Here is a 23,143-nt window from a genome sequence, read left to right on the forward strand (position 1 = left end):
AAGCAATTAATTTAGTCTATCCATATGATGCCTCACTCCGCCATAATTCGTTTTCAAAAATTCTCTTATTTGAAATTGTGTCTTGTTACGCGTAACATTTTTCCATTCATTAAAATCAAAAATATGAATTTCGCGTGCATTTGGATTGGTAACAAAAGAAAGTCTTGAAATAGAATATTTATAATATTTTAATTCGTGCGAAATATGTCTGTCTGGCACAACAACCAATATAGTTCCCCATTTTAGAAAATCCTTTGGAACGTCAGCTCTTTCAGTTAATCCAAGTGCATCAAAAAAAGCAATTATCTTTTGATCATTTAATTTATCAATCTTCTGATCGATGTTTTTAATGGTACTATGCAGCAATTTTTCATCCTTAATAACACTCATAATAGTACAGTTTTTATTGAATTCAAATATAAAATTACATCAAAAGAGAGAAATTTAACAGAGTAATGTCAATAGAATGATTCTAAATTTTTATGATCTACTTTTTAAGTAGAGTTAATTATCTGTAAGTAATTATAAACGATTATATTTTGATAAAATACTATTATTTTAATCGCTTTAAAAAGAATATTTTTATAGCTATTTGCTAACCATTCTTACTAACCACATTATTTATGAAAACTATTTCTATAAAAGGAATCCTGATTTATTGTATGTTTTTAATCTCTTTTCATGCTTTGGCACAAAATAAAACAGGAAGGGAATTAATTTTAATAGATAAAGAATGGAAGTTTTCGTTTGGACATTTATACGATACAAAAAAAGATTTCGGACATGCAGAAGGCTACTTTTCCTATTTAACCAAAACAGGATTTGGCGATGGTCCTGCTGCAAAAGATTTTGATGATCGTGCTTGGAGAAAACTCGATTTACCTCACGATTGGGCGGTGGAGCAGCCTTTTAGCGAAAGCGCGAGTTTCAGTCACGGATTTAAGGCAGCAGGTAAAAATTTCCCTGAAAAAAGTATCGGCTGGTACAGGAAAAAAATAACCATTCCAAACGAAGATCTCGGACGAACTATTTCATTAAAGTTTGATGGTGTTTTTAGAAACTCAAAAGTATTTTTTAACGGATTTTATTTAGGAACAGAACAAAGTGGTTACAATGGTTTTGAGTATGATGTAACGGCTTATGTTAATTATGGTGGAGAGAATACGATTGTGGTTCGAGCAGATGCTTCAATGGAAGAAGGCTGGTTTTATGAAGGTGCAGGAATTTATAGACACGTTTATCTGCAGAAAACAAATCCGGTTCATGTAGTTACAAACGGAACTTACATAACTTCTGAACTCAAAAATAACGATGCCTCAGTTACTGCTGATGTAACAATTGAAAATAAAGGAAATTATAAAGGATCAATTGAAATTTCTCAAACGATCTTTGATAAAAAAAATAAACAGGCTACTACTTTTACTGAAAGTATATTGGCTCCTGAATTTTATAAAACAATCACACATAGCACAAAACTTCATGTTGAAAATCCGCTTTTGTGGGATATTGATTCTCCCAATTTATATCGTTTGGTAACTCAAATCAAGCAAGATGGAAAAATTATAGATAGTTATGAAACGCCGTTTGGAATCAGAACTATTGAATTTAATGCAGAAAGTGGATTTTTCTTAAATGGAAAACCTTTAAAATTAAAAGGAACAAACAATCATCAAGATCATGCAGGAATAGGGTCAGCGCTTCCAGATGAAATTCAGTATTATAGAATTAAAAAGCTGAAAGAAATAGGATCAAATGCATACCGTTGTTCGCATCATCCGCCAACTCCCGAATTACTGAAAGCTTGTGACGAATTGGGAATGCTGGTTATTGATGAAACCCGTTTAATGGGAATTAACGATTATCATTTGAATGATTTACAGCGAATGATAGAACGTGACCGCAATCATCCGAGTATTTTTTGCTGGTCGGTTGGAAATGAAGAATGGAATATCGAAGGCGGTATAGTTGGGGAAAGAATAACAAATGTGATGCAGGATTTTGCCAAAAGTATCGATCCTATAAGGCCTGTAACGGTTGGAATTAGCAGTGGTTTTAAAAGCGGTATTTCTTCTGTAGTAGAAATTATGGGTTATAATTATCTCGGAAATGGAGATATTGACGCGCACAGGAATCAGTTTAAACAACAGCCTGGAATGGGAACGGAGGAAGGTTCTACTTTTGCAACCCGAGGAATTTATTTTACAGATGATGCCAAACACTATCAAAGTGCTTACGATAAAAAACCGCGTCCGACTTTTTACAGTATTGAAGAAGGCTGGAAATTTTATGCCGAGCGACCTTATTTGGCTGGAGTATTTTTTTGGACTGGTTTTGATTACCGTGGCGAACCAACACCTTATGGCTGGCCGTCTGTAACCTCGTATTTCGGAATGATGGATGTATGCGGTTTCCCAAAAGACAATGTTTTTTATCTGAAATCATGGTGGGGAAAAGAACCTGTTTTACATCTACTACCGCATTGGAATTGGACTGGGATGGAAGGAAAAGAAATTGATGTCTGGGCATATTCAAATTGCGATGAAGTAGAACTTTTTCTAAACAAAAAAAGTCTCGGCAAAAAGAAAATGGAGCAAAATGGACACTTAGAATGGAAGGTAAAATACATTCCTGGAACTCTGGAAGCAATTGGTTACAAAAACGGAAAAAAAATAATAACTGAAATCCAAAAAACCACTGGAAAGGCAGAAAATGTAAAATTGTCTTTAGATAAAGAAAACGTTTTGAAAGGAAATGTATCTGTTGTAACTGTTGAAGTTACAGATAAAAACGGTTTACATATTCCAACAGCAAATGATGAAATCAGCTTTTCTATAAAAGGTGGTAAAATTTTGGGTGTAGGAGACGGTGATCCAACTTCTTTAGAAAGCGATCAATTTATTGATGACATTTCTTTTTCTGCAATAACTAATTTTATGGAACAGAAAGGTGAAAGTTCATCTCTTCCTAAGGAAATGACCAACTATGACGAAAGTAAATGGACAGAAGCTTTTAAAGAACGTGATTATAAAAAACAGGCACCATCGTATATTTATAAAGGAGAATTTGAATTAAAAAATAATGCATCTTCAAATGTTGTGAGTTTCTTTTACAAGAAAATAGGAGTAGAGACAGTAGTTTTTATTAATGGAAAAAAAGTACAACCGAGCTCAGAAGATCCTCAAAAATATATTTTGAATACAGCTATTTTGAAAGAAGGAAAAAACACAATCCATATTGCTGCGACACCGTTACAAAAAGTAAAAGACTGGGACGTTATGAATACAGATCCCGGAATTATTCAAGTAATTACGCCAGCAGCACCTTGGGAAAGAAAGCTTTTCAACGGATATGCACAAATCATTATCGAAAAAGACGAAAATGCAAAAGAAGTTGTTTTAACCGCTTCCGCAAAAGATTTACGAGCAGGGAGTTTGAATCTAAAATAAATTCTCTCGCAGATTTTGCAGATGACACAGATTATTAAAAATTAAATCTGCTTAATCTGCGAGCAAAAATAACTTAGCGACTCTTGTGTTTAAACCTGAAACCTGAAACTTGAAACCTGAAACAAAAAAAATAACAAAATAATATTGTTTGATTTTCATAACTTTGCAAAATGAATAATCAGACAGAAACTCAGAATTGCGATTTTACTTCAGATTTAAAACTGAAGGGTTTTAAGGTATATCAGATAAACGGAGATCAAAGCAAAATTCCCGTTTACAGCCGCAGGGATTTTTATAAAATCTGCATCAATACTAGTAAAAGCATCATACAATATGCTGACCGAGGTATAGAAACCGACGGAACGATTCTGTTTTTTGGAAATCCGATTATTCCATATTCATGGGAAACAGTTTCAGAGGGATATGAAGGTTACGCCTGCGTTTTTACAGAAGAATTTTTGAAAGCAAAAGACCGATCAGAGACACTACACGAATCACCGTTATTTAAAATAGGAGGAACCCCAATTTTTTCTTTAAATGCTGAACAAAAGCTGTTTATAGATTCTTTATTCCAAAAAATGATTAAAGAATATGAAACAGATTATGTTTTTAAAGACGATTTGATGCGTAGTTATATCAATTTGATTATTCACGAATCAATGAAAATGCAGCCTTCAGATAATTTCTTTAAACATAAAAATGCTTCTTCCAGAATAACCTCTTTGTTTTTAGAATTGTTAGAAAGACAATTTCCGATAGAAACAAAAAACGAACCTTTAGCATTAAAAACACCGCAGGATTATGCGCAAAGTCTTGCTGTGCATGTTAATCATTTAAATCGTTCGGTAAAAGAAGTTACAGGAAAACCTACAACAGCTCATATTACCGAAAGAATTATAAACGAAGCAAAAGCATTATTACAGCATACAGACTGGAGTATTTCGGATATTGGCTACTCGCTGGGATTTGAATATCCGAGCTATTTTAATAATTACTTTAAAAGGCTTACAGGAACAGTTCCGAAATCACTTCGAATGTAAATTGTTTCAATTTCATAATTTTTTGTTTGAATATTGTTATTTTCAAAAAGCATTGTTATCCTAATTTTGCCCTTGAAATTACAGTATTAATCATTTATCAGTTTTAACGACTAAATAAATACTTCATAAAGCGCCTTCTAGCTTTCCAAAATTTAGTTTCCTGATTCTGATAATTCCAAAACAAAGAAATTTATGAAAACATCAGATAATCAATATAATGACGCCATTTTCCCTAAAGGAGATTTAGCACCTTCAGAATATTTTACAGGAAAGGCATGGGTTAAAATGCTTGTTCCAAATGATGAAGTTTTAAATACAGCCGTTGGAAATGTTGTTTTTGAAGCCGGTGCAAGAAACAATTGGCACACACATCCCGGCGGACAAATTCTTATTGTCACACACGGAACAGGATATTATCAGGAAATTGGAAAACCAATTCAGTTATTGCAGGTTGGAGACGTTGTAAACATTCAGCCCGAAATAAAACACTGGCACGGCGCGTCTCCCGAAAGTGAATTTACACATATCGCCATCAGCACCAATACTGCAAAAGGAATTGTAGACTGGCTGGAACCCGTTACAGATGAAGAATATAACAGTTATCAATAAAATTAATCTCAAAAAATAACTAAATTTATGTCAACAAATTATTCAGCCGTTATCGAAGAAGGAAAAGTCCCTAGCACATATATGACGGGTGACGTTTCCTATAAAAAACAGAGCAGTGATATTCATCCTGAAAATACTGTTATTAAGGAAGTTACTTTTGAGCCTTGTGCTAGAAGTAATTGGCATAGTAATGCAGGTCTGCAAATGCTAATTGCAAAAGAAGGAACAGGCTATTACCAAGAAAGAGGAAGTGCCGTTCGTAAACTTCAAAAAGACCAAGTAGTTACAATTTTACCAGGAATAGAACATTGGTACGGAGCAACTCCGTTTGAAAAGTTCTCTTATGTTGCGATCATCACAGAAGTGGATAAAGGCCACGGAGTATGGTTAGAAAAAGTAACAGACGGAGAGTATTTTCTATTAAGCAGTCACTAGGTTAAGGGGCTAAGGTTCTGAGATACTGAGAGTCTAAGTTTTTTATCTTAATAAAGAAAATTTCCCTTGTGTACTTTGCGTAAATCTTAGCGCTCTTTGCGTGTAAACCTGAAATCTGAAACTTCAAACTTGAAACAAAACAAACAAAAAAATATGGGAACAAAAAACATAAAAGCCTTTGGTACCGAAGCAGCCGAAGCACCATTGCAGACACTTGATATTAAACGCCGCGAAGTACTTGCCCACGATGTAGAAATTGAAATTTTATACTGCGGAATTTGTCATTCAGACTTGCATTCTGCTAGAAACGAATGGCACGGAACTATTTATCCAATTGTTCCAGGTCATGAAATTGTAGGACGTGTAACTAAGGTTGGTGATCACGTAAAGAATTTTAAAGTTGGACAGCTTGCTGGAGTAGGCTGTATGGTTGATTCTTGCAGAGAATGCGAACATTGTAAAGAAGGTTTAGAGCAATTTTGCGAGCCAGGAAATACATTGACTTTTAATTCTCCTGACGTTCATTTAGGCGGACAAACTTTTGGAGGTTATTCTCAAAGTATTGTTGTCGATGAAAATTATGTATTGCATATTTCAGATAAATTAGATCTTGCTGGTGTTGCACCTTTACTATGCGCTGGAATCACAACTTATTCTCCCTTAAAACATTGGAAAGTTGGTCCAGGCCAAAAAGTAGGAATCGTTGGAATTGGTGGTTTAGGACATATGGGAATCAAATTGGCAAAAGCTATGGGCGCTCATGTGGTTGTTTTCACTACTTCATTATCTAAAACTGAAGATGCAAAACGTCTTGGAGCAGATGAAGTTGTTTTGTCTACAGACGAAGAACAAATGGCGCAGCATGCGAAAAGTTTAAACTTCATTCTAGACTGCGTTTCTGCAGAACATAATATCGATGCTTACTTAAATTTACTTAAAGTTGACGGAACGCTAACTTTGGTTGGTGCGCCTATGGAACCGCTTCCTGTAACTTCTTTCAGTCTTCTTTTAGGAAGAAGAAGCTTCGCAGGTTCAAATATAGGCGGTATCGCTGAAACTCAGGAAATGCTTGATTTCTGTGCAGAACATAATATTACTGCAGATATCGAATTAATTGGTGTAAACGAAGTAAATGACGCTTACGAAAGATTACTAAAAGGAGATATTAAATATCGTTTTGTGATTGATATGGCTTCTTTAAAATAAATAAGTTGCTAAGGTTCTAAGATTCTAAGGCGCTAAGTTTTTTTCTTAGAACCTTAGAATCTTAGTCTCTTAGCAACTTAAATAAAACGCAAAACCCCTTAAGCAATTCAACTCTTAAGGGGTTTTTTAAAAATAAATAATAACCAATTAAATTTATTTTACTTTTTGTCTAGGTTTTGTTTCAACAATTTAGCATGTTCTAAATGTGCAGTTAAACCCGCAATATTGTTTGATGCCCAAGTTTTTACATCTTCGTCGTGAGCATCTTTAGTAGCGTCTTGAAGTTTTTTAATCGCTTTTTCGTGACCATCGATCATCATGTCTGCGAATTTTTTATCAAAATCAACTCCTGTTTTTTCATTCAATTTATTGTATTCTTCTTGACCTTCTTCAGTCAAAGAAGTTGGTAATGTAAAGTTTTTAGCTTTTGCTAATGCACTTACTTCAGAAGCAGATTTAGTATGCTCATCAACTAGCATTTTACCAAACTTTTTCACTTCTGCATTAGTACTTTTAGTTTGTGCCAGTTTACCTATTTCGATTTCAGCTAGATTAATTTCCGCTTGATCTACTAAGAACTCAGAATCATCTTCTTTGCTGTCAATAGAATCAAATTTAGCCTCGTTTGCATCTTCAGCAACTTCTTTTGGATCTTCTTGTTTGGTTTCGTTTTTACAAGATTGAAGGAATAAAATAATTAATCCTGCTCCTAAAATGGCTTTTCCGGCTAATAGTAACTTTTTCATGATTTTAATAGTTTAATGTTATAATGTAAAATTATTGAGAAGTTACAGGAATGTCTTACAGGATTTTTAGAGATTGTTATATGATTTGTATGCTGAGTATTTTTTGAGTGAAGACAATTATATTTTTACCAATCTCGATTCTTATCAATTATTTCATTTGATTCTAAATCATTCAGTCCAAAGCTTATTGATAATTTTATTATTTGATCAACCAAACTTTCAGCTTCAATAGTTGTTATAAACTGCAGTTTTTCATTTAACTTATTAAGTGCGACAATACATTTCTTTAATGCCTTTCGAGTATCTTTTGTTTGACTATCTAGTTCAAAAGAGGTTAAAATTTTCTCTGTTTTTATAATTGCATCAGCTTCAACATATTCAAGCCATTCATTAAAATATTTTGGGAGTATTTCTTTCGTCTTTTCATTTTGTTTCTCTTCATCCTGAATAAGTCTGCTGTAAATCCAATTTATATCGTCAGGCGAATGAGAGATTGTAAAACCTTTTTCATCAGATATATTTCGAGAAGGCAAGGTAAACTCTCGAAGAATTACGGGCTCAAATTTATTTGTAACATATGTGTTTCCAAAATAAACGAATTTATATTTTTTATGTTTGGCGGAATCTATTCGTCCATCTTTTACTTTGATTTCTGGAATTTCATTCCAATGGCTTACATATAAAATAGCTTTTTTAGGCTTAGATTTTATCTGATACACTCTATTTAAATCTAATTCCTCAATTGTTTGTGGGAGTTTAGAAAAAGATTTTTCAAATACTGCCATGAAATAGCCATAATTATATTGCCCATTATTATATGGAGATGGTAAGTTGGTTGTTATATGAATTATTTGCATAAAGAAAAACTTTCTATTTATTTGAGTATAAAATAGATCTCCAACTTTTGGATTTTTTATTGAATTCATTGGACTTATTTTAAGAAATGATTTAATTGCAAATTTAAACTGTATGCAAATCGTATTATTTCTTTTAAAGTCATAATTGTATTAGGATAAGTCTAAAAGGAAAGAAGAATTATGAAAATGTTAGAAATTCCAAGAATTGGGATTTTTTTTTGAAAATTAAATCAAATCCAACAATTAACAATTTATAATTAATAATTCACAATTATCCATAACCTTAATTATGAAATTTCTAACGAAAATTCTATAACGAATTTCTTTCACTTTTAAAAGAACTTTGAATTATGAGATTTTAAAAATGTCAAACCTTAAAATTTAAAGTCATGCCAGATGCACGAATTAAAAATGAAGAACAATATGAGGCGCTTGTAAAAAAGGGATACAGCAAAGAAAAATCTGCTAGAATTGCCAATACGCCTCATGCAGGAAAAAAAGGTGGTGAAGCAAAACCTTATGAAGAATGGACGAAAGAAGAACTTCAAAAACAAGCCAGTAAAGTTGGCATAGAAGGAAGATCTTATATGAATAAAAAAAGTCTAATTGATTCTTTACGAAATAATTAAAAATTGATTAAAACGATCCCAGTGATAAATAATTAAATACCATGAATGCAGCGGCCAAAAAAGAAGTTTTAATGAATCAATTAATTAAGACTCCACATTTAGTAATTGAAAAATTAGATTTGGAATATATTAATGATCATCAGCTGACAATTGTTCGATGTCGCGAAGGAGAAAATTTCGTTTATAAAAAAAATGGAAGATCTCTAAAAAATAAAAACGAAATAAAAAGAATTAATAGTTTGGTGCTTCCGCCGGCATGGGAAAATGTTCGAATTACAGATGTTACAAACGGACATTTACAGGCAGTTGGAATAGACCTTAAAAATAGAAAACAATATCGCTATCATCCAAAATGGAATCTGCTTAGAAACCAAACTAAATTTTACAAAATTGCTGAGTTTGGAGCTAAACTTCCAGCTATTAGAAAACAAGTTGATATTGATTTAGAAAATAAAGAATGGTCGAAAGAAAAGGTTATTGCTTTGGTCATTCGTTTGATGGAAGAGACTCATATTAGAATTGGAAATGAAAAATATGCCAAAGACAATAAATCATATGGGCTTTCAACTTTAAGAAAACGTCATATCAACATCAATAGAAATTCGCTTCGATTTGAATTTGTCGGCAAAAAAGGCAAGCAGCATACGATTACAACCAGAAACAAACAATTGATAAAACTGGTAAGCCGATGCGAAGAAATTCCAGGCTGGGAAGTTTTTAAATATTACGATAAAAACGGAGAAAGAAAAGTACTTGACAGCCATATGGTAAACGAGTATCTGCATAATATTTCAGGTGAATATTTTAGTGCGAAAGACTTTAGAACATGGGCAGCGTCAATTATTTTCTTTGAAAGCTTAATGGAAATCGGAGTTACTTCTGATGAAAAAGAAGCTAAAAAAAATGTGGTTACCGCATTTGATTTAACGGCAGAAGCATTAGGAAACACTAGAAAAGTCTGTAAAGATTATTACGTTCATCCGCTTTTAATTTCGACTTATGAAGATGGTTCGATTCAAAAATATTTTGATTTAGCTAAAAAAAGCCGAAGTACGAGAAAGTATTTTACGAAATCAGAAATTGCATTTTCTGAGTTAATCCAAAATTATGAGATTAATTTAGAATCGTCATGCAGTTAAAAAATAGAGTTACAGCATCTCTTAAAAGCTGAAAAGTTTGAAAGACAAACAAAATCATTATTAACTAAAAAACTATTATTATGTTACGTTGGACAGTCACATTTATTATTCTAGCCATAGTGGCGGGAATATTTGGTTTTGGTGGAATCGCCGCTGGAGCCGCAAGTATCGCTAAAATTTTATTCTTTATATTTTTAGTCTTATTCGTTATTTCATTAATCAGCGGAAGAACGAGAGTTTAATAAAAATATCAGTAAATAAAAGAACAAAAAAACGACACAGTTATTTTTATAATGTGTCGTTTTTTGCAGTTTCAAAAAAAAAATAACAGTCATGGGAACAAAAAGCGGCGCTTACCAAGATGTCTATATTAAAAGAGAAGATGTAATGGTAAGTTTGAAAAATGATGTTACAGATTTTTGTGAAAAATATATAAAACCGGTTCATCCTGAAAATTGGGATTGGTCGGTTCGAGATTTTGATAATCCAGAAAATGATCCTACGGTTGCAGAGGCCAGAGCAATTGCAAATGTAGTTTACAAAGATTTAAGTGACAGCACACAAACTGACGTAGATCTTTCGACTATGAATAATGTGCATGCCATAAAAGCCTATTTGGATCCGAATAGCAAACACGAAGCATTTAACATGGAAGAATTTGCTTTTGCATTAAAAGTAGAATTGGAACATGGGAAAATTAAAGATGTCAATGTTACCAATAATCACCCTTTCTTAACAGCAATGATTGCACTTGCACACATGACTGAAAGTCTTACTTATTACAAAAGATTAAAAGTGATGGAAGCAGAGGGCGAAATCTATGAAATTTTAAGAAAATTGGAACATTCGACAATTGAAAAAGAAAAATGGTATAAAGAATTGGGTAAAGCTGAAGAAGAACTCAATGAAGCAAGAGCTGGACTAGCAGAACGTCTGGCTAAAATGGATGATATTCCAGTATTGAAAATTATTGGAGATTAGTTGAATTTTAAACTCAAAAAAAACCGTTAAGTAATTAACGGTTTTTTATTTTTTTAGAAGCAGAGATATTTACAATCGGCGTGGATCGTTTTGCGGATATTCTGGTTCTTCTTCCTGAACATCATCTTCAATATAATCGTTGTCTTCATCGTCTTCGTCTTCATCGTCAATATCTTCCAAATCGTCTTCGGTTTCATTAAAGTCGTTTTCAAAAGTATCGGCAGGATTATCGAATTCGTCATTTTCTACTTCTTCATCAAGATCTTCTTCAACATATTCGTCCTCATCTTCTTCATCTAAATCATTTTCATCTTCTAAAACAACTTCAAAGACATCGTCATTGTCTTCAAGATCTCTATCGGTATGAAAATCATCATTAAGATCGTCTAAATCGTCATCATATGCTTGATCTGGATTTGGTCTGTCTGGATTATATCCATCTCTAACTGTATAACCGCGTTCTGCATCTTCTGCTCGGCTTTTCTGAGTTTCTTTTGTATTTAAATCATAAAGTTCCTCATTCATTACAGTATTTCTGTCTGAACTATTAGGGTTTCCTGGATCTCGAGGAAAAGTACCGTTTGTTTTATCTGTAGTATTCATGATATTTAATTTTAGTAATTTATATATACAAATCTAACCCCTAATGCTCTGCCGTATTTTATAGGATTATTTAATGTAATTGCATAATTAACAGATGCTTAGAATGAAATTTATATTTAAAATAGTATAACCAGTCTGGTTCTGCAGGCAGTACTTTTATCATGTTATTAATTATAAAAAATCATTACCATGAAAACTACTGAAAGTAAAAACAATACGTCTAAAAAAGAGACAATCGAAAGAGGAGTAACAAAACCAAAATCAAACGCAGCTTCTGGATTAACTGAATTATTTGAAGACAGTTTAAAAGACATTTATTGGGCAGAAAAAGCCTTGACTAAAGCCTTACCGATAATGCTTAAAAATGCATCGTCAGTTGAATTGAAAGATGCTATTGACAACCATTTAACAGAAACAGAAGAACAAATTTCACGTTTAGAAGAAGTTTTTAAAATTATAGGTAAAAAAGCCACAGCAAAAAAATGCGACGCTATGGAAGGTTTGATCGAAGAAGCAAAAGGATTGCTTGAAGAAACCGAAATTGGAGTAGTGCGTGATGCGGCAATTATTGCTGCAAGTCAAAAAATTGAGCATTACGAAATTGCAACTTATGGTACTTTAAGACAGTTTGCAGAAACGCTAGGTCTGCCAGAAGCGGCAACTTTGCTGGAACAAACTCTTGATGAAGAAAAAGGTGCAGATAAAATACTAACGGAAGTTGCTGTAAATGCTGTAAATCTTGAAGCAGCAGAAATTGAATAAGCGACAAGAATGTACTCAAAGTGCAGTTTTCGGACTGCACTTTTTAGTTTAATTAAAAATAAATTTTATGCCCGAAGGTCCGTCTATAGTAATTTTAAAAGAAGAGGTACAGCAATTTACAGGAAAAAAAGTAATTTCTGTTTCTGGAAATACCAGTATAGATATTTCTCGCCTAAAGGATAAAACCATTCATGATTTTAAAACTTGGGGAAAGCATTTTTTAATATGTTTTGACTCTTTTACGGTCAAGATTCATTTACTAATGTTCGGAACATACAGAATAAACGAACGTAAAATATCACAACCGAGATTGAGTTTAGGTTTTGATGATGGCGAAATAAATTTTTATACCTGTTCCGTAAAAATATTAGAAGGAAATATTAACTCTCATTACGATTGGAGTGTAGATGTGATGAATGATGACTGGAATCCGAAGAAGGCACAAATTAGTCTAGAAAAAATGTCAGACAAAATGATCTGCGATGTTATTCTAGACCAAGACATTTTTTCTGGAGTTGGTAATATTATAAAAAATGAAGTTTTATATCGCTGTTACATTCATCCAGAATCAATTGTTGGAAAAATTCCACCAGAAGAAATGAGTCAGATTATTGCTGAATGCTCAACATACAGCTTTGAATTTTTATACTGGAAAAAGAAATTTGAACTCAAAAAACATTGGGAAGCTTATACAAAATCAGTTTGTTTAAGATGTAATCTTCCATTTCATAAAAAACAGACAGGAGAACGAAAACGAAGAAGTTTTTTCTGCACTAATTGTCAAAAAAAATATACATGAAAAATAAAGTATTAATAGGATGTTCCAGTTTTTATAACAGCTTTTGGAAGAACATTTTTTATCCGCAAAATCTGCCATCCAAAAATTGGTTTGATTTTTATTGCCAGCATTTTAACACATACGAATTTAATGGTAGTTTTTATAAATTTCCTACTCTTAGAATTTTTCAAAACTGGTACGATAAAACCCCAGAATCTTTTTTGTTTTCTATTAAAGTTCCAAAAGAAATTACGCACATCAAAAAGTTACAGGATTGTGAAGGTCTTTTAAATGATTTTTACAATGTTTGTAAATCTGGTATGAAAGAGAAACTCGCTGTTATTTTATTCCAATTTCCACCCAGTTATGCTTATAGCAAAGAGAAATTAGAAAATATAATAGGCAGTCTAAATTATGAATTTGAAAATGTGATCGAATTTCGTCACGAAAGCTGGTGGAATGAAGAAGTATGGAATTCGTTCAAAGAAAACAAAATTACGTTTTGTAGCGTTAATCATCCGGATCTTCCTAAAACAATTTTCAAGGATTTTCCATTGGTTTATGTACGATTTCATGGTGTTCCTAAAATGTTTTATTCCAGTTATTCGACAGAAGAATTAGAAGCAGTAAGTAATAAATTAGATTCTAAAAAAGGATTTGTTTATTTTAATAATACTGCGAGTGAAGCAGGTATATTAAATGCATTAGAATTAAAACGAATGAATACTTAGATATTAATTATAAAAAAATTAGCCACAGAGTAAAGAATTATAGATTTTTGAAATCCTAGTAATCTTTGCTCTGTGGCTAAATTTTTTTTGTATGAAATAGAATAGAAAACTATAGTTTCAAAGTTCCTTCAATTCCATCATCCATTGTTTTTCCAGTTACAAACGCTGCAGTCATTTTAGCAATAGCTACGATTTTACCGTTTTTATTATTCCAGTAGTATCCATCTTCAGGAACTACTTTAATTACACTTAAATTCGGATCATCTTCGCCGCCTGGCATCCAGACTTTAACAATTGGATCGTACAATTCTTTGATAGTTTCTCTATCATACTGGATCGTTGCTGTTCCATGAAGGGTTAAAAACTTATCATGCGGTTCAGCAAAAAATAATTCCACCATTGGATTTAAAGAAATTTCAGCATTATGACTGCTGTTTCTATCTGATAAAAACCAAAGGTTTCCTAAATCATCAATTTTTTGAACAGACATAGGTCTCGACTGCAGTCGGTATTCATTGTAAGTACAAAACATACATGTTTTAATATTCTCTGCAAGATCTTTTATTTTATCTACTGCAAATTCATCTGTAAGGTCTTTATGATCGCCCATAACGTTATATTTTAAGTTTGTATTTGTTTAATTTCATACTAGTAAAATTGGTTATTTTTATCTTTTTAGGCTTATATAATTAAACTTATAAATTATGAGATTTCAATTTATATTTTTGTAAGAATAAATACTCATATTGATTGTTTTGCAAAAATGCTTTATATTTGAGTATTAAAATCATACTCGAAAAATAATGACAAACTATACTATCTTTTATACTGATGATGACGAAGATGATTTAAGCATTTTTGCTGATGCAATAGAGTCAATAAATCAAAAAATCACACTTCAGACTTATACTGGAGGAGAAAAATTATTGGATGCTATTTTTAATCCGCCGCCAACACCGCACGTTGTTTTTCTGGATTTAAATATGCCTGGAAAAAACGGTTTTGAAGTTTTAGAAGAAATTAGAAGTTCGGAGGATAAAAAAGATATCCCAGTAATAATTTATTCGACGTCAAGTGAGCCCAGCATTATCGAGAAATGCCGAAATCTTGGAGCGAACTGTTTTATAACCAAGCCCGTTTTAATGAGTGATATTATAAAATCAATAGAGCACGCGATAAGTATAAATTGGAAGCAGTTTGTGCCAAATAAAAGCAATTTTGTTTTCAAATATTGATTTTTAAGACATATCAGGAATATAAATATTAAACACAGAACCTTTGTCTTTTTCGCTGGAAACGGTAATGATACCTTTATGGTTTTCAACGATTTTTTTCACGATGGCAAGACCAATTCCTGTTCCTCTATATTCACTTTCTGTATTCAGGCGCTGAAAAACTTCAAAGATTTTTTCTTTATAAACAAGATCAAAGCCAATTCCATTATCAGCAACTTGCAGATGATGATACATTTTATCTTTAAACTCAGCATTTGGCAGAGAACTTCCTTTTACCAATTCTGACGATATTTCTACTCTTGGAGGAACTCCTTTTCTAGAAAATTTAAGCGCATTTTCTACCAAATTATGAAGCAGCTGTCTAAATTGAAACTGAATCAAGGTTGCTTCTCCTAAATTATGATATTCTACTACTGCATTTTTTTCTTCAATTCGATCAGAGAAATCACTGATGACTTCTTCTGCAATTTCGTCAATATTAACCGTTGTAAAAACGCGTTCTGCAGAATTAGCTCTAGAATAGGCGAGCAGGTCTTGTATTAAATTCTGCATCCTTTTGGCAGAAATCTCAATTCTGGCTAGATATGTTTTAGCATTTGCCGATATGTTTTGTTCATCTAAATCAGATAAACGGCTGGCAAACGTTTGTATTTTTCGCAAAGGTTCCTGAAGGTCATGGCTCGAAATATAAGCAAACGACTGCAGTTCGATATTCATGTTAACAAGATCTCTATTTTTAAGTTCCAGCTGAGTAGTACGTTCAATAATCTGCTCTTCAAGCTGATTGGTGAAGTTTTTTTGATCTTCAATATCTGTACTTGAACCCACCCACATTTGTATATTTTCCTGTTCGTCCAATTGTGCAATAGCGCGGCTCAACTGCCATCTGTATTCACCATCATAACGTTTAAAACGGTGAATGAATAAAAAATCATTACCTGTTTTTACAGAATGCATCCAGAGTTTAACATTTTCTTCCCGATCGTCAGGATGTACAATTTGCAGCCATCCATTTTTATCGATTTCTTCTTTAGATAATCCAGAATACTTGTAAAAAGTTTCATTAAAATAATTTAGATTTCCCAAAGTATCACTTGTCCAAATAAGCTGAGGCATAGAATCGGCAAGAAGTCTAAATTTTGCTTCGTTCTTCATCAATACCTGCTGGCTGTTTTTCTCGTCAGTAATATCCATCAAAGTCCCGATCATCTTTGAAGGGTCTTTATTTTCATCAAAAAATATCCTGCCGTGCACTTTTATCCAGCTGATAGAATCATCTAATTTTTGAATACGTGCTTCGTATTTATAAATACCTGTTAAAAGTGCCTTTGCAAAAGCTTCTACTAAGATATGCTCGTCTTCGGGAAGCACTCGGCTTCGAATGTCCTGATGCACTATTTTTGTTTTTTTTTCAAAGCCAAAAATATCCAGGATTTTATCACTATAAATTAATTTTTTATTCTGAAGATCAAGATCCCAAGTCGCAATTTCTCCAATTTCGGCTGCTAATCTTGCTCTTTCTTCGGCAGTTTCTACTTTTTTTCTTGCTTTAACTTTAGACGTTACATCGTTAACAGTAACCATAACGCCAGAAGCCTGCCCATTTTTTTCAAGAAGCGAAGTATACTCGTAATCCAAGTAGAATTTCTTTAGTTTCCCTTTAATATCAACATAAGCAATCGCTTCGTTCTCTTGAATCGTTTTTCCATTAGCAATAACATCATTTAACAATTCGGGATATTTTTGATTTTCCAATTCTGGGAAAACTTCCAATAAAGGTTTTCCAATTGTATCCTTTTCTTCTTTCTGCCAGATATTGCGCATCATCGAAATATTGGCCATTTCGATAATATGATCTTTACCTCTAAATATTGCCATTGCAATTGGAGAATCCATTACAATATTTCGAAATGCTTTTTCGCTTTCCGTTAATAAATGTCTCGCTTTTACCTCTTCTGTAACTTCGTAGGCAACAATAATAACACCTGTAATCGCATTCTCTTCTTTTAAGGGATAAAATACAAGATTAAAATAACCTAATTCCTGTTTGTTATAACGATTTAAAGTAACAGGAAGTTCGTCTGTATAGTAAGGAACACCTGTTTCAAAAACGTTTTTTAGTAGTGGGAAAACAGTCTCTTTTGCTTCAGGAACAGAATCAAAAATTGGCCTGCCTAATATATCTTCTTCATTTTTATCAATAATATGCAGATAAGTATCATTCGCCATTTCTACAACGAGATCTTTCCCTTTAAAAATTCCAATCCCGAGCGGAAGCTGTTTTACAATATTTCTAAAACGCTTTTCGCTCTCCTCAACAGCAGTGCGGGAAAGGACCTGCAGCGTTACATCATTGGCAATAGCCAGAATACCAGAAATAGTACCATCGGCTTCTTTTAAAGCTTCATAAGTAACATTTATAAAATTAATTACCGGTTTTCCTTTTCGGTTTAGACTTACAGGAAGTTCGTTGGCGGTAAATTTTTCACCAGTAGTATAAACATTTTTCAGAATTTCTTCTAAACCCTGATTGGTCACTTCGGGAAGTGCCTTAAAAACAGGTTTATGGAGAACCTCTTCTTCTTTTCGCTCCCAAATTTCCAGCATCAATTTATTGGCAATTTCTATTGTATAATCTTCACCTCTAAAAATACACATCGCATTTGGAGCTTGAAGAATGTTACTTAAATAGCGTTCGTTGCTTTCTTCAAGCCTTTTACGAATGTTTACTTTATCGGTAGTTTCGTTGCAAATTACAAGAACTCCATTTATTATTCCTTCATCATTTTTTACAGGACTATAACTGAATGTCCAGTAAACATCTTCGATTTTGCCATTTCTGTAAATCGGAAGCAGCTGATCTTCATGCCAGGTAGCTTCTCCTTCAATAAGTACTTGATCCAGTAAAGGTTTAATAAAATGCCAGATTTCCGGCCATGAATCGGCGCCTTTTTCACCAAGGATTGAGGGATGTTTACCATCGTTTCCAAGACTAGGACGATAGGCATCATTATAAAAACAAATATGATTTGGCCCCCAAAATAAAAACATGGGGAATTTGGAGTTTAATAAAATTCCTAAAGTAGTACGAAGACTTTGCGGCCAAGATGCTTCTGGTCCAACCTCAGTTTTACTCCAATCTTTGGCACGGGTAAGCTGTCCCATTTCTCCTCCATTGGCCAGAAATTCATAATTGTTAGTGTTCATTAAATGTGGTATTTATTCTCTTATTAATAAACAGAGTTTTATTAATTTTTAAATGTAGTAATTCTTGCCTAAAGTTAGGCTTCGTTAAAATTAATAAAAAATAAATATTCAAAAAGTCTCATTTTTGAATGAGGCAAGATTAAAATCGTTTGAGTTAATTTTATCTGGTTTCAATACGGAAATTTGATAAAGAGATTAAAAATAAAAAAGCCATGAAAAGAGAAGATTCAAAACACGAAACCGATTATATTAAAAGATATCAAGAAGAAGGATATACAGTAAATTATTTATTTGAAAATGATCAATTAATAGATTCAGAAACTAAAACAGCATACAAACCAGAAGATATTTTTATTGTAGCCCACCATCGTTATGAAGGTATGAGCGATCCAGATGATATGTCTATCTTGTATGTTATTGAAACAAAAGACAACAGAAAAGGAACCCATTTATTAGGATACGGACCAACAGCTGACTTAGAAGAAGCTGAATTTTTTAAAGATATTCCGAAAGCTAATTATTCTAAAAATGCTGATATAAGCGAATTGACATAAAAAGTAAAAATAGATTGGTATTTTTATTTTGCTGATGAGCAGTTGTTCCAAATTTATTTGGGGCAGCTGCTTTTTTTTTGAGGTTCAAAGGTTCAGAGGTTCAGAGGTTCAAAGGTTATATTTAAAGAGACAAATTGTAGTAAGGGGCAAAGTAGACCTTTTAGCCTATAAAAAAAACCTCTGAACCTTTGCGACTTTGAACCTTTGTCCCTCTAAAAGAAATCTCTGAACCTTTGCAGCTTTAAACCTTTGTCCCTCTCAAATAATAATTATGAAATATCTCTCCAAAATTGTATAAAGATTTGACAGACAATATAAACGAAATTTGGATTATAGAAATAAGATAAAAACCAAAGTTAGTTTTTGTACGTAAATAACTACTAACCGTTTTATTTAACCAAAATATTATAATGAAAAAACTTTACATAAATACTGGAGGATTTGACGATGTCTTTAACAATCTTAAAGATAGTTTTGGCGGTGATTTATTGATCAGCGCAAACGAATATAAATTAACATTCAAATCGAAATGGGCAACAGGAAGCATTTCAGGAGTTCGTTTTGAAAAAGAAATGACGTACTTAAATTTTGACTTAATGTTCAATCACGATGTCAATTTAAGTATAGAATCAAATCCGTTATCACCGGTATTTTTTGTGTATTGTGAAAAAGGAAATGTAGTGCATAGTTTTGGTGCAAATGGAGAAATAAGATCTTTAAAGAAACAACAGTCTGGTATTATGAGTAATTCCTCAGTAATTAACAGCGTGTTGTATTTTAAAAGCCATCAGCACATTCAATTTTCATTGATTGGAATGCCAACCAATATAGAAAGTAAAGTAACCGATTTCGATTTTACATCGCAGGTAAGAAAAATATTTACTCATGAATCTGGAAATTATATTTACATAGGTCCAGAAAATCAAAAGATAGGCGAGAAGTTCCAAGAACTTAAAACGATTCCACAGCAAGGCACAGTTCGTTATTTATTAATGAAGAGCATTTTGCGTGAAGTTTTAGAACTAGAGATAGCGCAGCATAGTTATAATTATTTAACTACGTTTCAGCCTATTTTGAACTTTGCCGTTAAACAATTAAGCGAAATTAAAAAATTGTCAAATTTGAAAACAATTATGGCGCCTGTATTATTTTTCAAAAGAAACCTGCAGCCTCGAACTTTAAAAGAAAAATACCATTTGACATTCAAACCATACAACCAAAAATTAGCTAGCTAGTAAGCATACCATATTCTTCACTCTCAAAAAAACAGCTTTGTCGAGCTGTTTTTTTTCTTTTATAAAATCTTACTCTTTTTCATAGTAAATAATAAAATAAACCATAATTAGATTCAAGATCAGCGAAACGCTATTGGTAATAATAATTGCTAAATCGTTTTTCAAAATACCATAAACGACCCATACCGCGATTCCAAAAGTAAGTGTACCAAACATTTTAAGCGAAATTTCTTTTACTTTTTTAGTTTTCCAAACTTTTAAAATCTGCGGAATGGTTGCTATAGTAACGCAAGTTCCAGCAAAAAGACCGATGATGTCTACGTAGTTCATTTTTTTTAAGGTTCTGAGGTTCTAAGTTGCTGAGGTTCTAAGTTTTTTTTTAATTGAAAAACAATTAGAACTTGGTGACTTCTTGTTTTTCCGAGATTAAAACAAATCCCACGTAAAAATTTTGTATGATTAATGATCTTCTAAAGGCAGATTATCCTCCTACCAATTCACCTCCATTGATATGGATAAACTGGCCTGTAATATAACTGCTGTCTTCGCAGGCTAAGAATACATAAGCAGGCGCAACTTCAGAAGGTTGTCCGGCTCTTTCCATCGGATTGTCTTTTCCAAAATCGGATAATTTATCAAAACTGGCGACGATTAAAGGCGTCCAAATAGGACCGGGCGCAACGCCGTTGACACGTATTTTCTTTTTGGCCAGCAGTGCTCGAAAGTGATCTCGTAAAACTTACAATTGCACCTTTTGTACTCGCGTAATCTGCCAGATGTTCGCTGCCGCGGAAAGCCGTTACAGATGTGGTATTAATTATGGAATCTCCTTCTTTTAAGAACGGAAGAGCTGCTTTTGTAATATAAAAATAAGGGTAAATATTGGTTTCAAAAGTTTTATGCAGCTGAGATGCAGTTATCTTTTCCAATTCATTTTGAGGAAATTGTACCGCAGCATTATTTACTATAATATTAATATCCTTAAAAGTAGTCTGGCATTTTTTAATGGCTGCTTTGCAAAATTTTTCATCTTTCAAATCACCGCTTATCAAAAGGCATTGTTGTCCTTCCTTTTCAACCATTTCTTTAGTTTCACGTGCATCTTTATCTTCCTTTAAATAAACCATGGCAATATTAGCACCTTCTCTGGCAAAATGTACAGCAACACTTCGGCCGATACCGCTGTCGCCTCCAGTGATAAAAGCAGTTTTACCTAGCAATTTACCGCTTCCAACATAATTTTCTCTAATAATTTCTGGTTCAGGTTTCATCATGTGTTCATTACCAGGAAGATTTTGTTTTTGTTCAGGGAATGTTTTTGTCTTTTTCATGATTCTTCTTTTTTTTAGGCTGTTTTTTTGCTTATTAAAAGTAGTATACAGTTCCACTTTCCTTTGTCTTAAAAGAAATTTTGTTTACCCCAAAAGATAAAATAACGTGATCTTGTATGAAAATACGTTCATTCATTTTTAATATTTGAAAAATATAGCATTTATAAGGGCTTAAAGATCATAGTGAAACGGAAACAATAGAATCAAAGGTGGGAATTTTGTAACGAATTTCGATTTAGATAAAAAACCAGCTGATATTTTTTTTTATACATTTGAGATTTTACACATAAATTTTAATAGTTAGTTGTGCAATTCAATAAAAAAATAAGAAAATTTTTAAATTTCATTTTAAATTCAACAATTGTGATTCACAATAAATTTAGCTTCAAAACGGAATGGTATTAATTGTAGACGATATAAGGGCCAATATCATTGCCTTAAAGAAAACATTAGAGCTGCATAATATCGATGTCGATAGTGCCGAATCTGGAGAAGAAGCTTTAAAGAAAATATTAAAAACAGATTATTGTCTGATTATTATGGACGTTCAAATGCCGGGACTCGACGGCTTTGAAGTGGTTAAAATTCTCTCTGGAAATAAACGCACAAAAGATATTCCTGTTATATTTCTTTCGGCACTTAATACCGAGAAAAAATATATTTTCAAAGGATATGAAACGGGAGCTGTAGAATATATTACAAAGCCAGTTGATTCTGATTTATTGATTTTAAAAGTAAAAACTTTTATTAAAATCTATGAGCAGCAAAATGAACTTAAAGCCATAAAAGACCTTCTCTCTAAAGAAATTAAAATTAGAAAAGAAGCGCAGGACAATCTTGAAATTAAAATTGCAGAAAGAACAAAAGAATTGGTTCAAAAAAATGAAGAATTAGAACTTCGTAATCACGAATTACAACAGTTTTCATGGGTTGTTTCACATGATTTAAACGAACCTATTCGCAAGATCCAGATTTTTATTAAAATTATAAAAGACCTTTATCTAAAAACCGATGATAAAGCAATCGATTATGTAAATCGAACAATAAAATCGGCTGAAAGGATGCAGACTTTGATTACAGATCTTTTGGCATACTCCAGACTTTCAGCTCAGGTAAAACCAGAAAAAACAGATCTCAATGAGGTTTTACAAGAAGTACTTTCAGATTTTGATTATCTGATAGAAAACAAAAATGCTGAAATAAAAACAAACGAACTTCCTACTGTAGATAGTATTCCGAGCCAGATGCGACAGGTTTTTCAAAATTTGATTGGAAACGCATTGAAATTTTCTGGAAGTGAGCAAAAACCAGTAATCGAAATTACCTCAGAAATAATACTCGAAAAATCATTTGACAGTGTAACCTCGCCAGATGGAAATTTTTGCAGAATCACGGTAAAAGACAACGGAATTGGGTTTGATGAAATTTATTTAGATAGAATTTTTATTATCTTTCAAAGTTTAAATGACCGCCAAACCTACGAAGGAACTGGAATTGGACTGGCAATCGCCAAGAAAATTATTGAAAAGCATAACGGATTAATTACCGCTAAAAGTAAACAAGGCGAGGGGGCAAGTTTTATAATTATACTTCCTTTAACTAGTAAATAACCAAATAAA

General features: G+C 32.6%; 23 protein-coding genes and 1 pseudogene. 16 read left to right on the top strand and 8 right to left on the bottom strand.

Features of this window, described 5'->3' with window-relative positions; genetic code table 11:
- Nucleotides 1–6: 6 nt before the first annotated feature.
- Nucleotides 7–390 (bottom strand): hypothetical protein, encoded by a 384-nt coding sequence (locus tag QE431_RS08230; RefSeq protein ID WP_307294889.1) that lies wholly within the window; start codon nt 388–390, stop codon nt 7–9.
- Between the two features lie 233 nt (nt 391–623).
- Between QE431_RS08230 and galA the strand changes: the two genes are divergently transcribed.
- The 5 genes from galA (at nt 624) to QE431_RS08255 (ending at nt 6,736) form a co-directional block, all read left to right on the top strand.
- Complete coding sequence (gene galA / locus QE431_RS08235; protein WP_307294890.1) at nt 624–3,446, top strand: beta-galactosidase GalA; 2,823 nt, start codon at nt 624–626, stop codon at nt 3,444–3,446.
- 170 nt (nt 3,447–3,616) lie between these two features.
- On the top strand, nt 3,617–4,486 hold the full coding sequence (locus QE431_RS08240) for an AraC family transcriptional regulator (RefSeq protein ID WP_057118375.1): 870 nt from the start codon (nt 3,617–3,619) through the stop codon (nt 4,484–4,486).
- A gap of 192 nt (nt 4,487–4,678) precedes the next feature.
- Nucleotides 4,679–5,095, top strand: coding sequence for a cupin domain-containing protein (locus QE431_RS08245; RefSeq protein ID WP_134141703.1), 417 nt, complete (start codon nt 4,679–4,681; stop codon nt 5,093–5,095).
- Between the two features lie 27 nt (nt 5,096–5,122).
- Entirely contained in the window at nt 5,123–5,530 is a 408-nt protein-coding gene (locus QE431_RS08250) for a cupin domain-containing protein (protein ID WP_307294892.1), read from the top strand.
- Nucleotides 5,531–5,683: 153 nt separating this feature from the next.
- Entirely contained in the window at nt 5,684–6,736 is a 1,053-nt protein-coding gene (locus tag QE431_RS08255) for an NAD(P)-dependent alcohol dehydrogenase (protein WP_307294894.1), read from the top strand.
- 158 nt (nt 6,737–6,894) lie between these two features.
- Here the strand turns inward: QE431_RS08255 and QE431_RS08260 are convergent, their stop codons facing one another.
- On the bottom strand, nt 6,895–7,482 hold the full coding sequence (locus QE431_RS08260) for a DUF4142 domain-containing protein (protein ID WP_057118371.1): 588 nt from the start codon (nt 7,480–7,482) through the stop codon (nt 6,895–6,897).
- A gap of 125 nt (nt 7,483–7,607) precedes the next feature.
- Nucleotides 7,608–8,408, bottom strand: a complete 801-nt coding sequence (locus QE431_RS08265) for a hypothetical protein (RefSeq protein ID WP_307294896.1) — start codon at nt 8,406–8,408, stop codon at nt 7,608–7,610.
- 320 nt (nt 8,409–8,728) lie between these two features.
- Between QE431_RS08265 and QE431_RS08270 the strand changes: the two genes are divergently transcribed.
- The 4 genes from QE431_RS08270 (at nt 8,729) to QE431_RS08285 (ending at nt 11,088) form a co-directional block, all read left to right on the top strand.
- A complete protein-coding gene (locus QE431_RS08270; protein WP_307294897.1) occupies nt 8,729–8,968 on the top strand; it encodes a Rho termination factor in 240 nt (79 codons plus the stop codon).
- Between the two features lie 41 nt (nt 8,969–9,009).
- Nucleotides 9,010–10,107: a DNA topoisomerase IB gene (locus QE431_RS08275; RefSeq protein WP_134141698.1), complete on the top strand. Its 1,098-nt coding sequence runs from the start codon at nt 9,010–9,012 to the stop codon at nt 10,105–10,107.
- A gap of 80 nt (nt 10,108–10,187) precedes the next feature.
- Nucleotides 10,188–10,349 (top strand): DUF1328 domain-containing protein, encoded by a 162-nt coding sequence (locus tag QE431_RS08280; protein ID WP_082586828.1) that lies wholly within the window; start codon nt 10,188–10,190, stop codon nt 10,347–10,349.
- A gap of 91 nt (nt 10,350–10,440) precedes the next feature.
- Nucleotides 10,441–11,088, top strand: coding sequence for a DUF5661 family protein (locus QE431_RS08285; RefSeq protein WP_307294903.1), 648 nt, complete (start codon nt 10,441–10,443; stop codon nt 11,086–11,088).
- A gap of 69 nt (nt 11,089–11,157) precedes the next feature.
- Here QE431_RS08285 and QE431_RS08290 read toward each other — a convergent pair whose 3' ends face one another.
- Nucleotides 11,158–11,691: a hypothetical protein gene (locus QE431_RS08290; protein WP_307294905.1), complete on the bottom strand. Its 534-nt coding sequence runs from the start codon at nt 11,689–11,691 to the stop codon at nt 11,158–11,160.
- A 189-nt stretch (nt 11,692–11,880) separates the two neighbouring features.
- On the opposite strand from QE431_RS08290, the gene QE431_RS08295 reads away from it, so the two are divergent.
- The 3 genes from QE431_RS08295 (at nt 11,881) to QE431_RS08305 (ending at nt 13,962) form a co-directional block, all read left to right on the top strand.
- The gene (locus QE431_RS08295; protein WP_307294907.1) at nt 11,881–12,453 is read left to right on the top strand and encodes a ferritin-like domain-containing protein; all 573 of its coding nucleotides are present in this window, start codon (nt 11,881–11,883) and stop codon (nt 12,451–12,453) included.
- A 67-nt stretch (nt 12,454–12,520) separates the two neighbouring features.
- On the top strand, nt 12,521–13,252 hold the full coding sequence (locus QE431_RS08300) for a DNA-formamidopyrimidine glycosylase family protein (RefSeq protein ID WP_134141692.1): 732 nt from the start codon (nt 12,521–12,523) through the stop codon (nt 13,250–13,252).
- A complete protein-coding gene (locus QE431_RS08305; RefSeq protein WP_281865310.1) occupies nt 13,249–13,962 on the top strand; it encodes a DUF72 domain-containing protein in 714 nt (237 codons plus the stop codon). The genes QE431_RS08300 and QE431_RS08305 overlap by 4 nt, the downstream gene beginning before the upstream one ends.
- A 109-nt stretch (nt 13,963–14,071) precedes the next feature.
- On the opposite strand, the gene QE431_RS08310 is transcribed toward QE431_RS08305, so the two are convergent.
- A complete protein-coding gene (locus QE431_RS08310) occupies nt 14,072–14,572 on the bottom strand; it encodes a pyridoxamine 5'-phosphate oxidase family protein (protein ID WP_134141691.1) in 501 nt (166 codons plus the stop codon).
- Nucleotides 14,573–14,765: 193 nt separating this feature from the next.
- Between QE431_RS08310 and QE431_RS08315 the strand changes: the two genes are divergently transcribed.
- A complete protein-coding gene (locus tag QE431_RS08315; RefSeq protein ID WP_307294913.1) occupies nt 14,766–15,197 on the top strand; it encodes a response regulator in 432 nt (143 codons plus the stop codon).
- Nucleotides 15,198–15,200: 3 nt separating this feature from the next.
- On the opposite strand, the gene QE431_RS08320 is transcribed toward QE431_RS08315, so the two are convergent.
- Nucleotides 15,201–18,404, bottom strand: a complete 3,204-nt coding sequence (locus QE431_RS08320; RefSeq protein ID WP_307294915.1) for a PAS domain S-box protein — start codon at nt 18,402–18,404, stop codon at nt 15,201–15,203.
- Nucleotides 18,405–18,616: 212 nt separating this feature from the next.
- On the opposite strand from QE431_RS08320, the gene QE431_RS08325 reads away from it, so the two are divergent.
- The gene (locus tag QE431_RS08325) at nt 18,617–18,958 is read left to right on the top strand and encodes a hypothetical protein (protein WP_057118359.1); all 342 of its coding nucleotides are present in this window, start codon (nt 18,617–18,619) and stop codon (nt 18,956–18,958) included.
- 410 nt (nt 18,959–19,368) lie between these two features.
- Nucleotides 19,369–20,193 (top strand): hypothetical protein, encoded by an 825-nt coding sequence (locus tag QE431_RS08330; protein ID WP_134141686.1) that lies wholly within the window; start codon nt 19,369–19,371, stop codon nt 20,191–20,193.
- A gap of 69 nt (nt 20,194–20,262) precedes the next feature.
- Here QE431_RS08330 and QE431_RS08335 read toward each other — a convergent pair whose 3' ends face one another.
- Together QE431_RS08335 and QE431_RS08340 are read right to left on the bottom strand one after the other, a co-directional pair.
- The gene (locus QE431_RS08335) at nt 20,263–20,523 is read right to left on the bottom strand and encodes a SemiSWEET family sugar transporter (RefSeq protein WP_057118357.1); all 261 of its coding nucleotides are present in this window, start codon (nt 20,521–20,523) and stop codon (nt 20,263–20,265) included.
- A 151-nt stretch (nt 20,524–20,674) separates the two neighbouring features.
- Nucleotides 20,675–21,524 (bottom strand): annotated as a pseudogene (locus tag QE431_RS08340) (SDR family oxidoreductase).
- Between the two features lie 395 nt (nt 21,525–21,919).
- On the opposite strand from QE431_RS08340, the gene QE431_RS08345 reads away from it, so the two are divergent.
- The gene (locus tag QE431_RS08345) at nt 21,920–23,134 is read left to right on the top strand and encodes a response regulator (protein WP_057118355.1); all 1,215 of its coding nucleotides are present in this window, start codon (nt 21,920–21,922) and stop codon (nt 23,132–23,134) included.
- Nucleotides 23,135–23,143: the final 9 nt, after the last annotated feature.

The organism is Flavobacterium sp. SORGH_AS_0622, assembly GCF_030818825.1.
Classification (GTDB): domain Bacteria; phylum Bacteroidota; class Bacteroidia; order Flavobacteriales; family Flavobacteriaceae; genus Flavobacterium.

Bases quoted from the DNA above. Each gene is read 5' to 3' on its own strand.
- QE431_RS08230 (WP_307294889.1), bottom strand. From the start codon at position 390: ATGAGTGTTATTAAGGATGAAAAATTGCTGCATAGTACCATTAAAAAC.
- galA (WP_307294890.1), top strand. From the start codon at position 624: ATGAAAACTATTTCTATAAAAGGAATCCTGATTTATTGTATGTTTTTA.
- QE431_RS08240 (WP_057118375.1), top strand. From the start codon at position 3,617: ATGAATAATCAGACAGAAACTCAGAATTGCGATTTTACTTCAGATTTA.
- QE431_RS08245 (WP_134141703.1), top strand. From the start codon at position 4,679: ATGAAAACATCAGATAATCAATATAATGACGCCATTTTCCCTAAAGGA.
- QE431_RS08250 (WP_307294892.1), top strand. From the start codon at position 5,123: ATGTCAACAAATTATTCAGCCGTTATCGAAGAAGGAAAAGTCCCTAGC.
- QE431_RS08255 (WP_307294894.1), top strand. From the start codon at position 5,684: ATGGGAACAAAAAACATAAAAGCCTTTGGTACCGAAGCAGCCGAAGCA.
- QE431_RS08260 (WP_057118371.1), bottom strand. From the start codon at position 7,482: ATGAAAAAGTTACTATTAGCCGGAAAAGCCATTTTAGGAGCAGGATTA.
- QE431_RS08265 (WP_307294896.1), bottom strand. From the start codon at position 8,408: ATGAATTCAATAAAAAATCCAAAAGTTGGAGATCTATTTTATACTCAA.
- QE431_RS08270 (WP_307294897.1), top strand. From the start codon at position 8,729: ATGCCAGATGCACGAATTAAAAATGAAGAACAATATGAGGCGCTTGTA.
- QE431_RS08275 (WP_134141698.1), top strand. From the start codon at position 9,010: ATGAATGCAGCGGCCAAAAAAGAAGTTTTAATGAATCAATTAATTAAG.
- QE431_RS08280 (WP_082586828.1), top strand. From the start codon at position 10,188: ATGTTACGTTGGACAGTCACATTTATTATTCTAGCCATAGTGGCGGGA.
- QE431_RS08285 (WP_307294903.1), top strand. From the start codon at position 10,441: ATGGGAACAAAAAGCGGCGCTTACCAAGATGTCTATATTAAAAGAGAA.
- QE431_RS08290 (WP_307294905.1), bottom strand. From the start codon at position 11,691: ATGAATACTACAGATAAAACAAACGGTACTTTTCCTCGAGATCCAGGA.
- QE431_RS08295 (WP_307294907.1), top strand. From the start codon at position 11,881: ATGAAAACTACTGAAAGTAAAAACAATACGTCTAAAAAAGAGACAATC.
- QE431_RS08300 (WP_134141692.1), top strand. From the start codon at position 12,521: ATGCCCGAAGGTCCGTCTATAGTAATTTTAAAAGAAGAGGTACAGCAA.
- QE431_RS08305 (WP_281865310.1), top strand. From the start codon at position 13,249: ATGAAAAATAAAGTATTAATAGGATGTTCCAGTTTTTATAACAGCTTT.
- QE431_RS08310 (WP_134141691.1), bottom strand. From the start codon at position 14,572: ATGGGCGATCATAAAGACCTTACAGATGAATTTGCAGTAGATAAAATA.
- QE431_RS08315 (WP_307294913.1), top strand. From the start codon at position 14,766: ATGACAAACTATACTATCTTTTATACTGATGATGACGAAGATGATTTA.
- QE431_RS08320 (WP_307294915.1), bottom strand. From the start codon at position 18,404: ATGAACACTAACAATTATGAATTTCTGGCCAATGGAGGAGAAATGGGA.
- QE431_RS08325 (WP_057118359.1), top strand. From the start codon at position 18,617: ATGAAAAGAGAAGATTCAAAACACGAAACCGATTATATTAAAAGATAT.
- QE431_RS08330 (WP_134141686.1), top strand. From the start codon at position 19,369: ATGAAAAAACTTTACATAAATACTGGAGGATTTGACGATGTCTTTAAC.
- QE431_RS08335 (WP_057118357.1), bottom strand. From the start codon at position 20,523: ATGAACTACGTAGACATCATCGGTCTTTTTGCTGGAACTTGCGTTACT.
- QE431_RS08345 (WP_057118355.1), top strand. From the start codon at position 21,920: ATGGTATTAATTGTAGACGATATAAGGGCCAATATCATTGCCTTAAAG.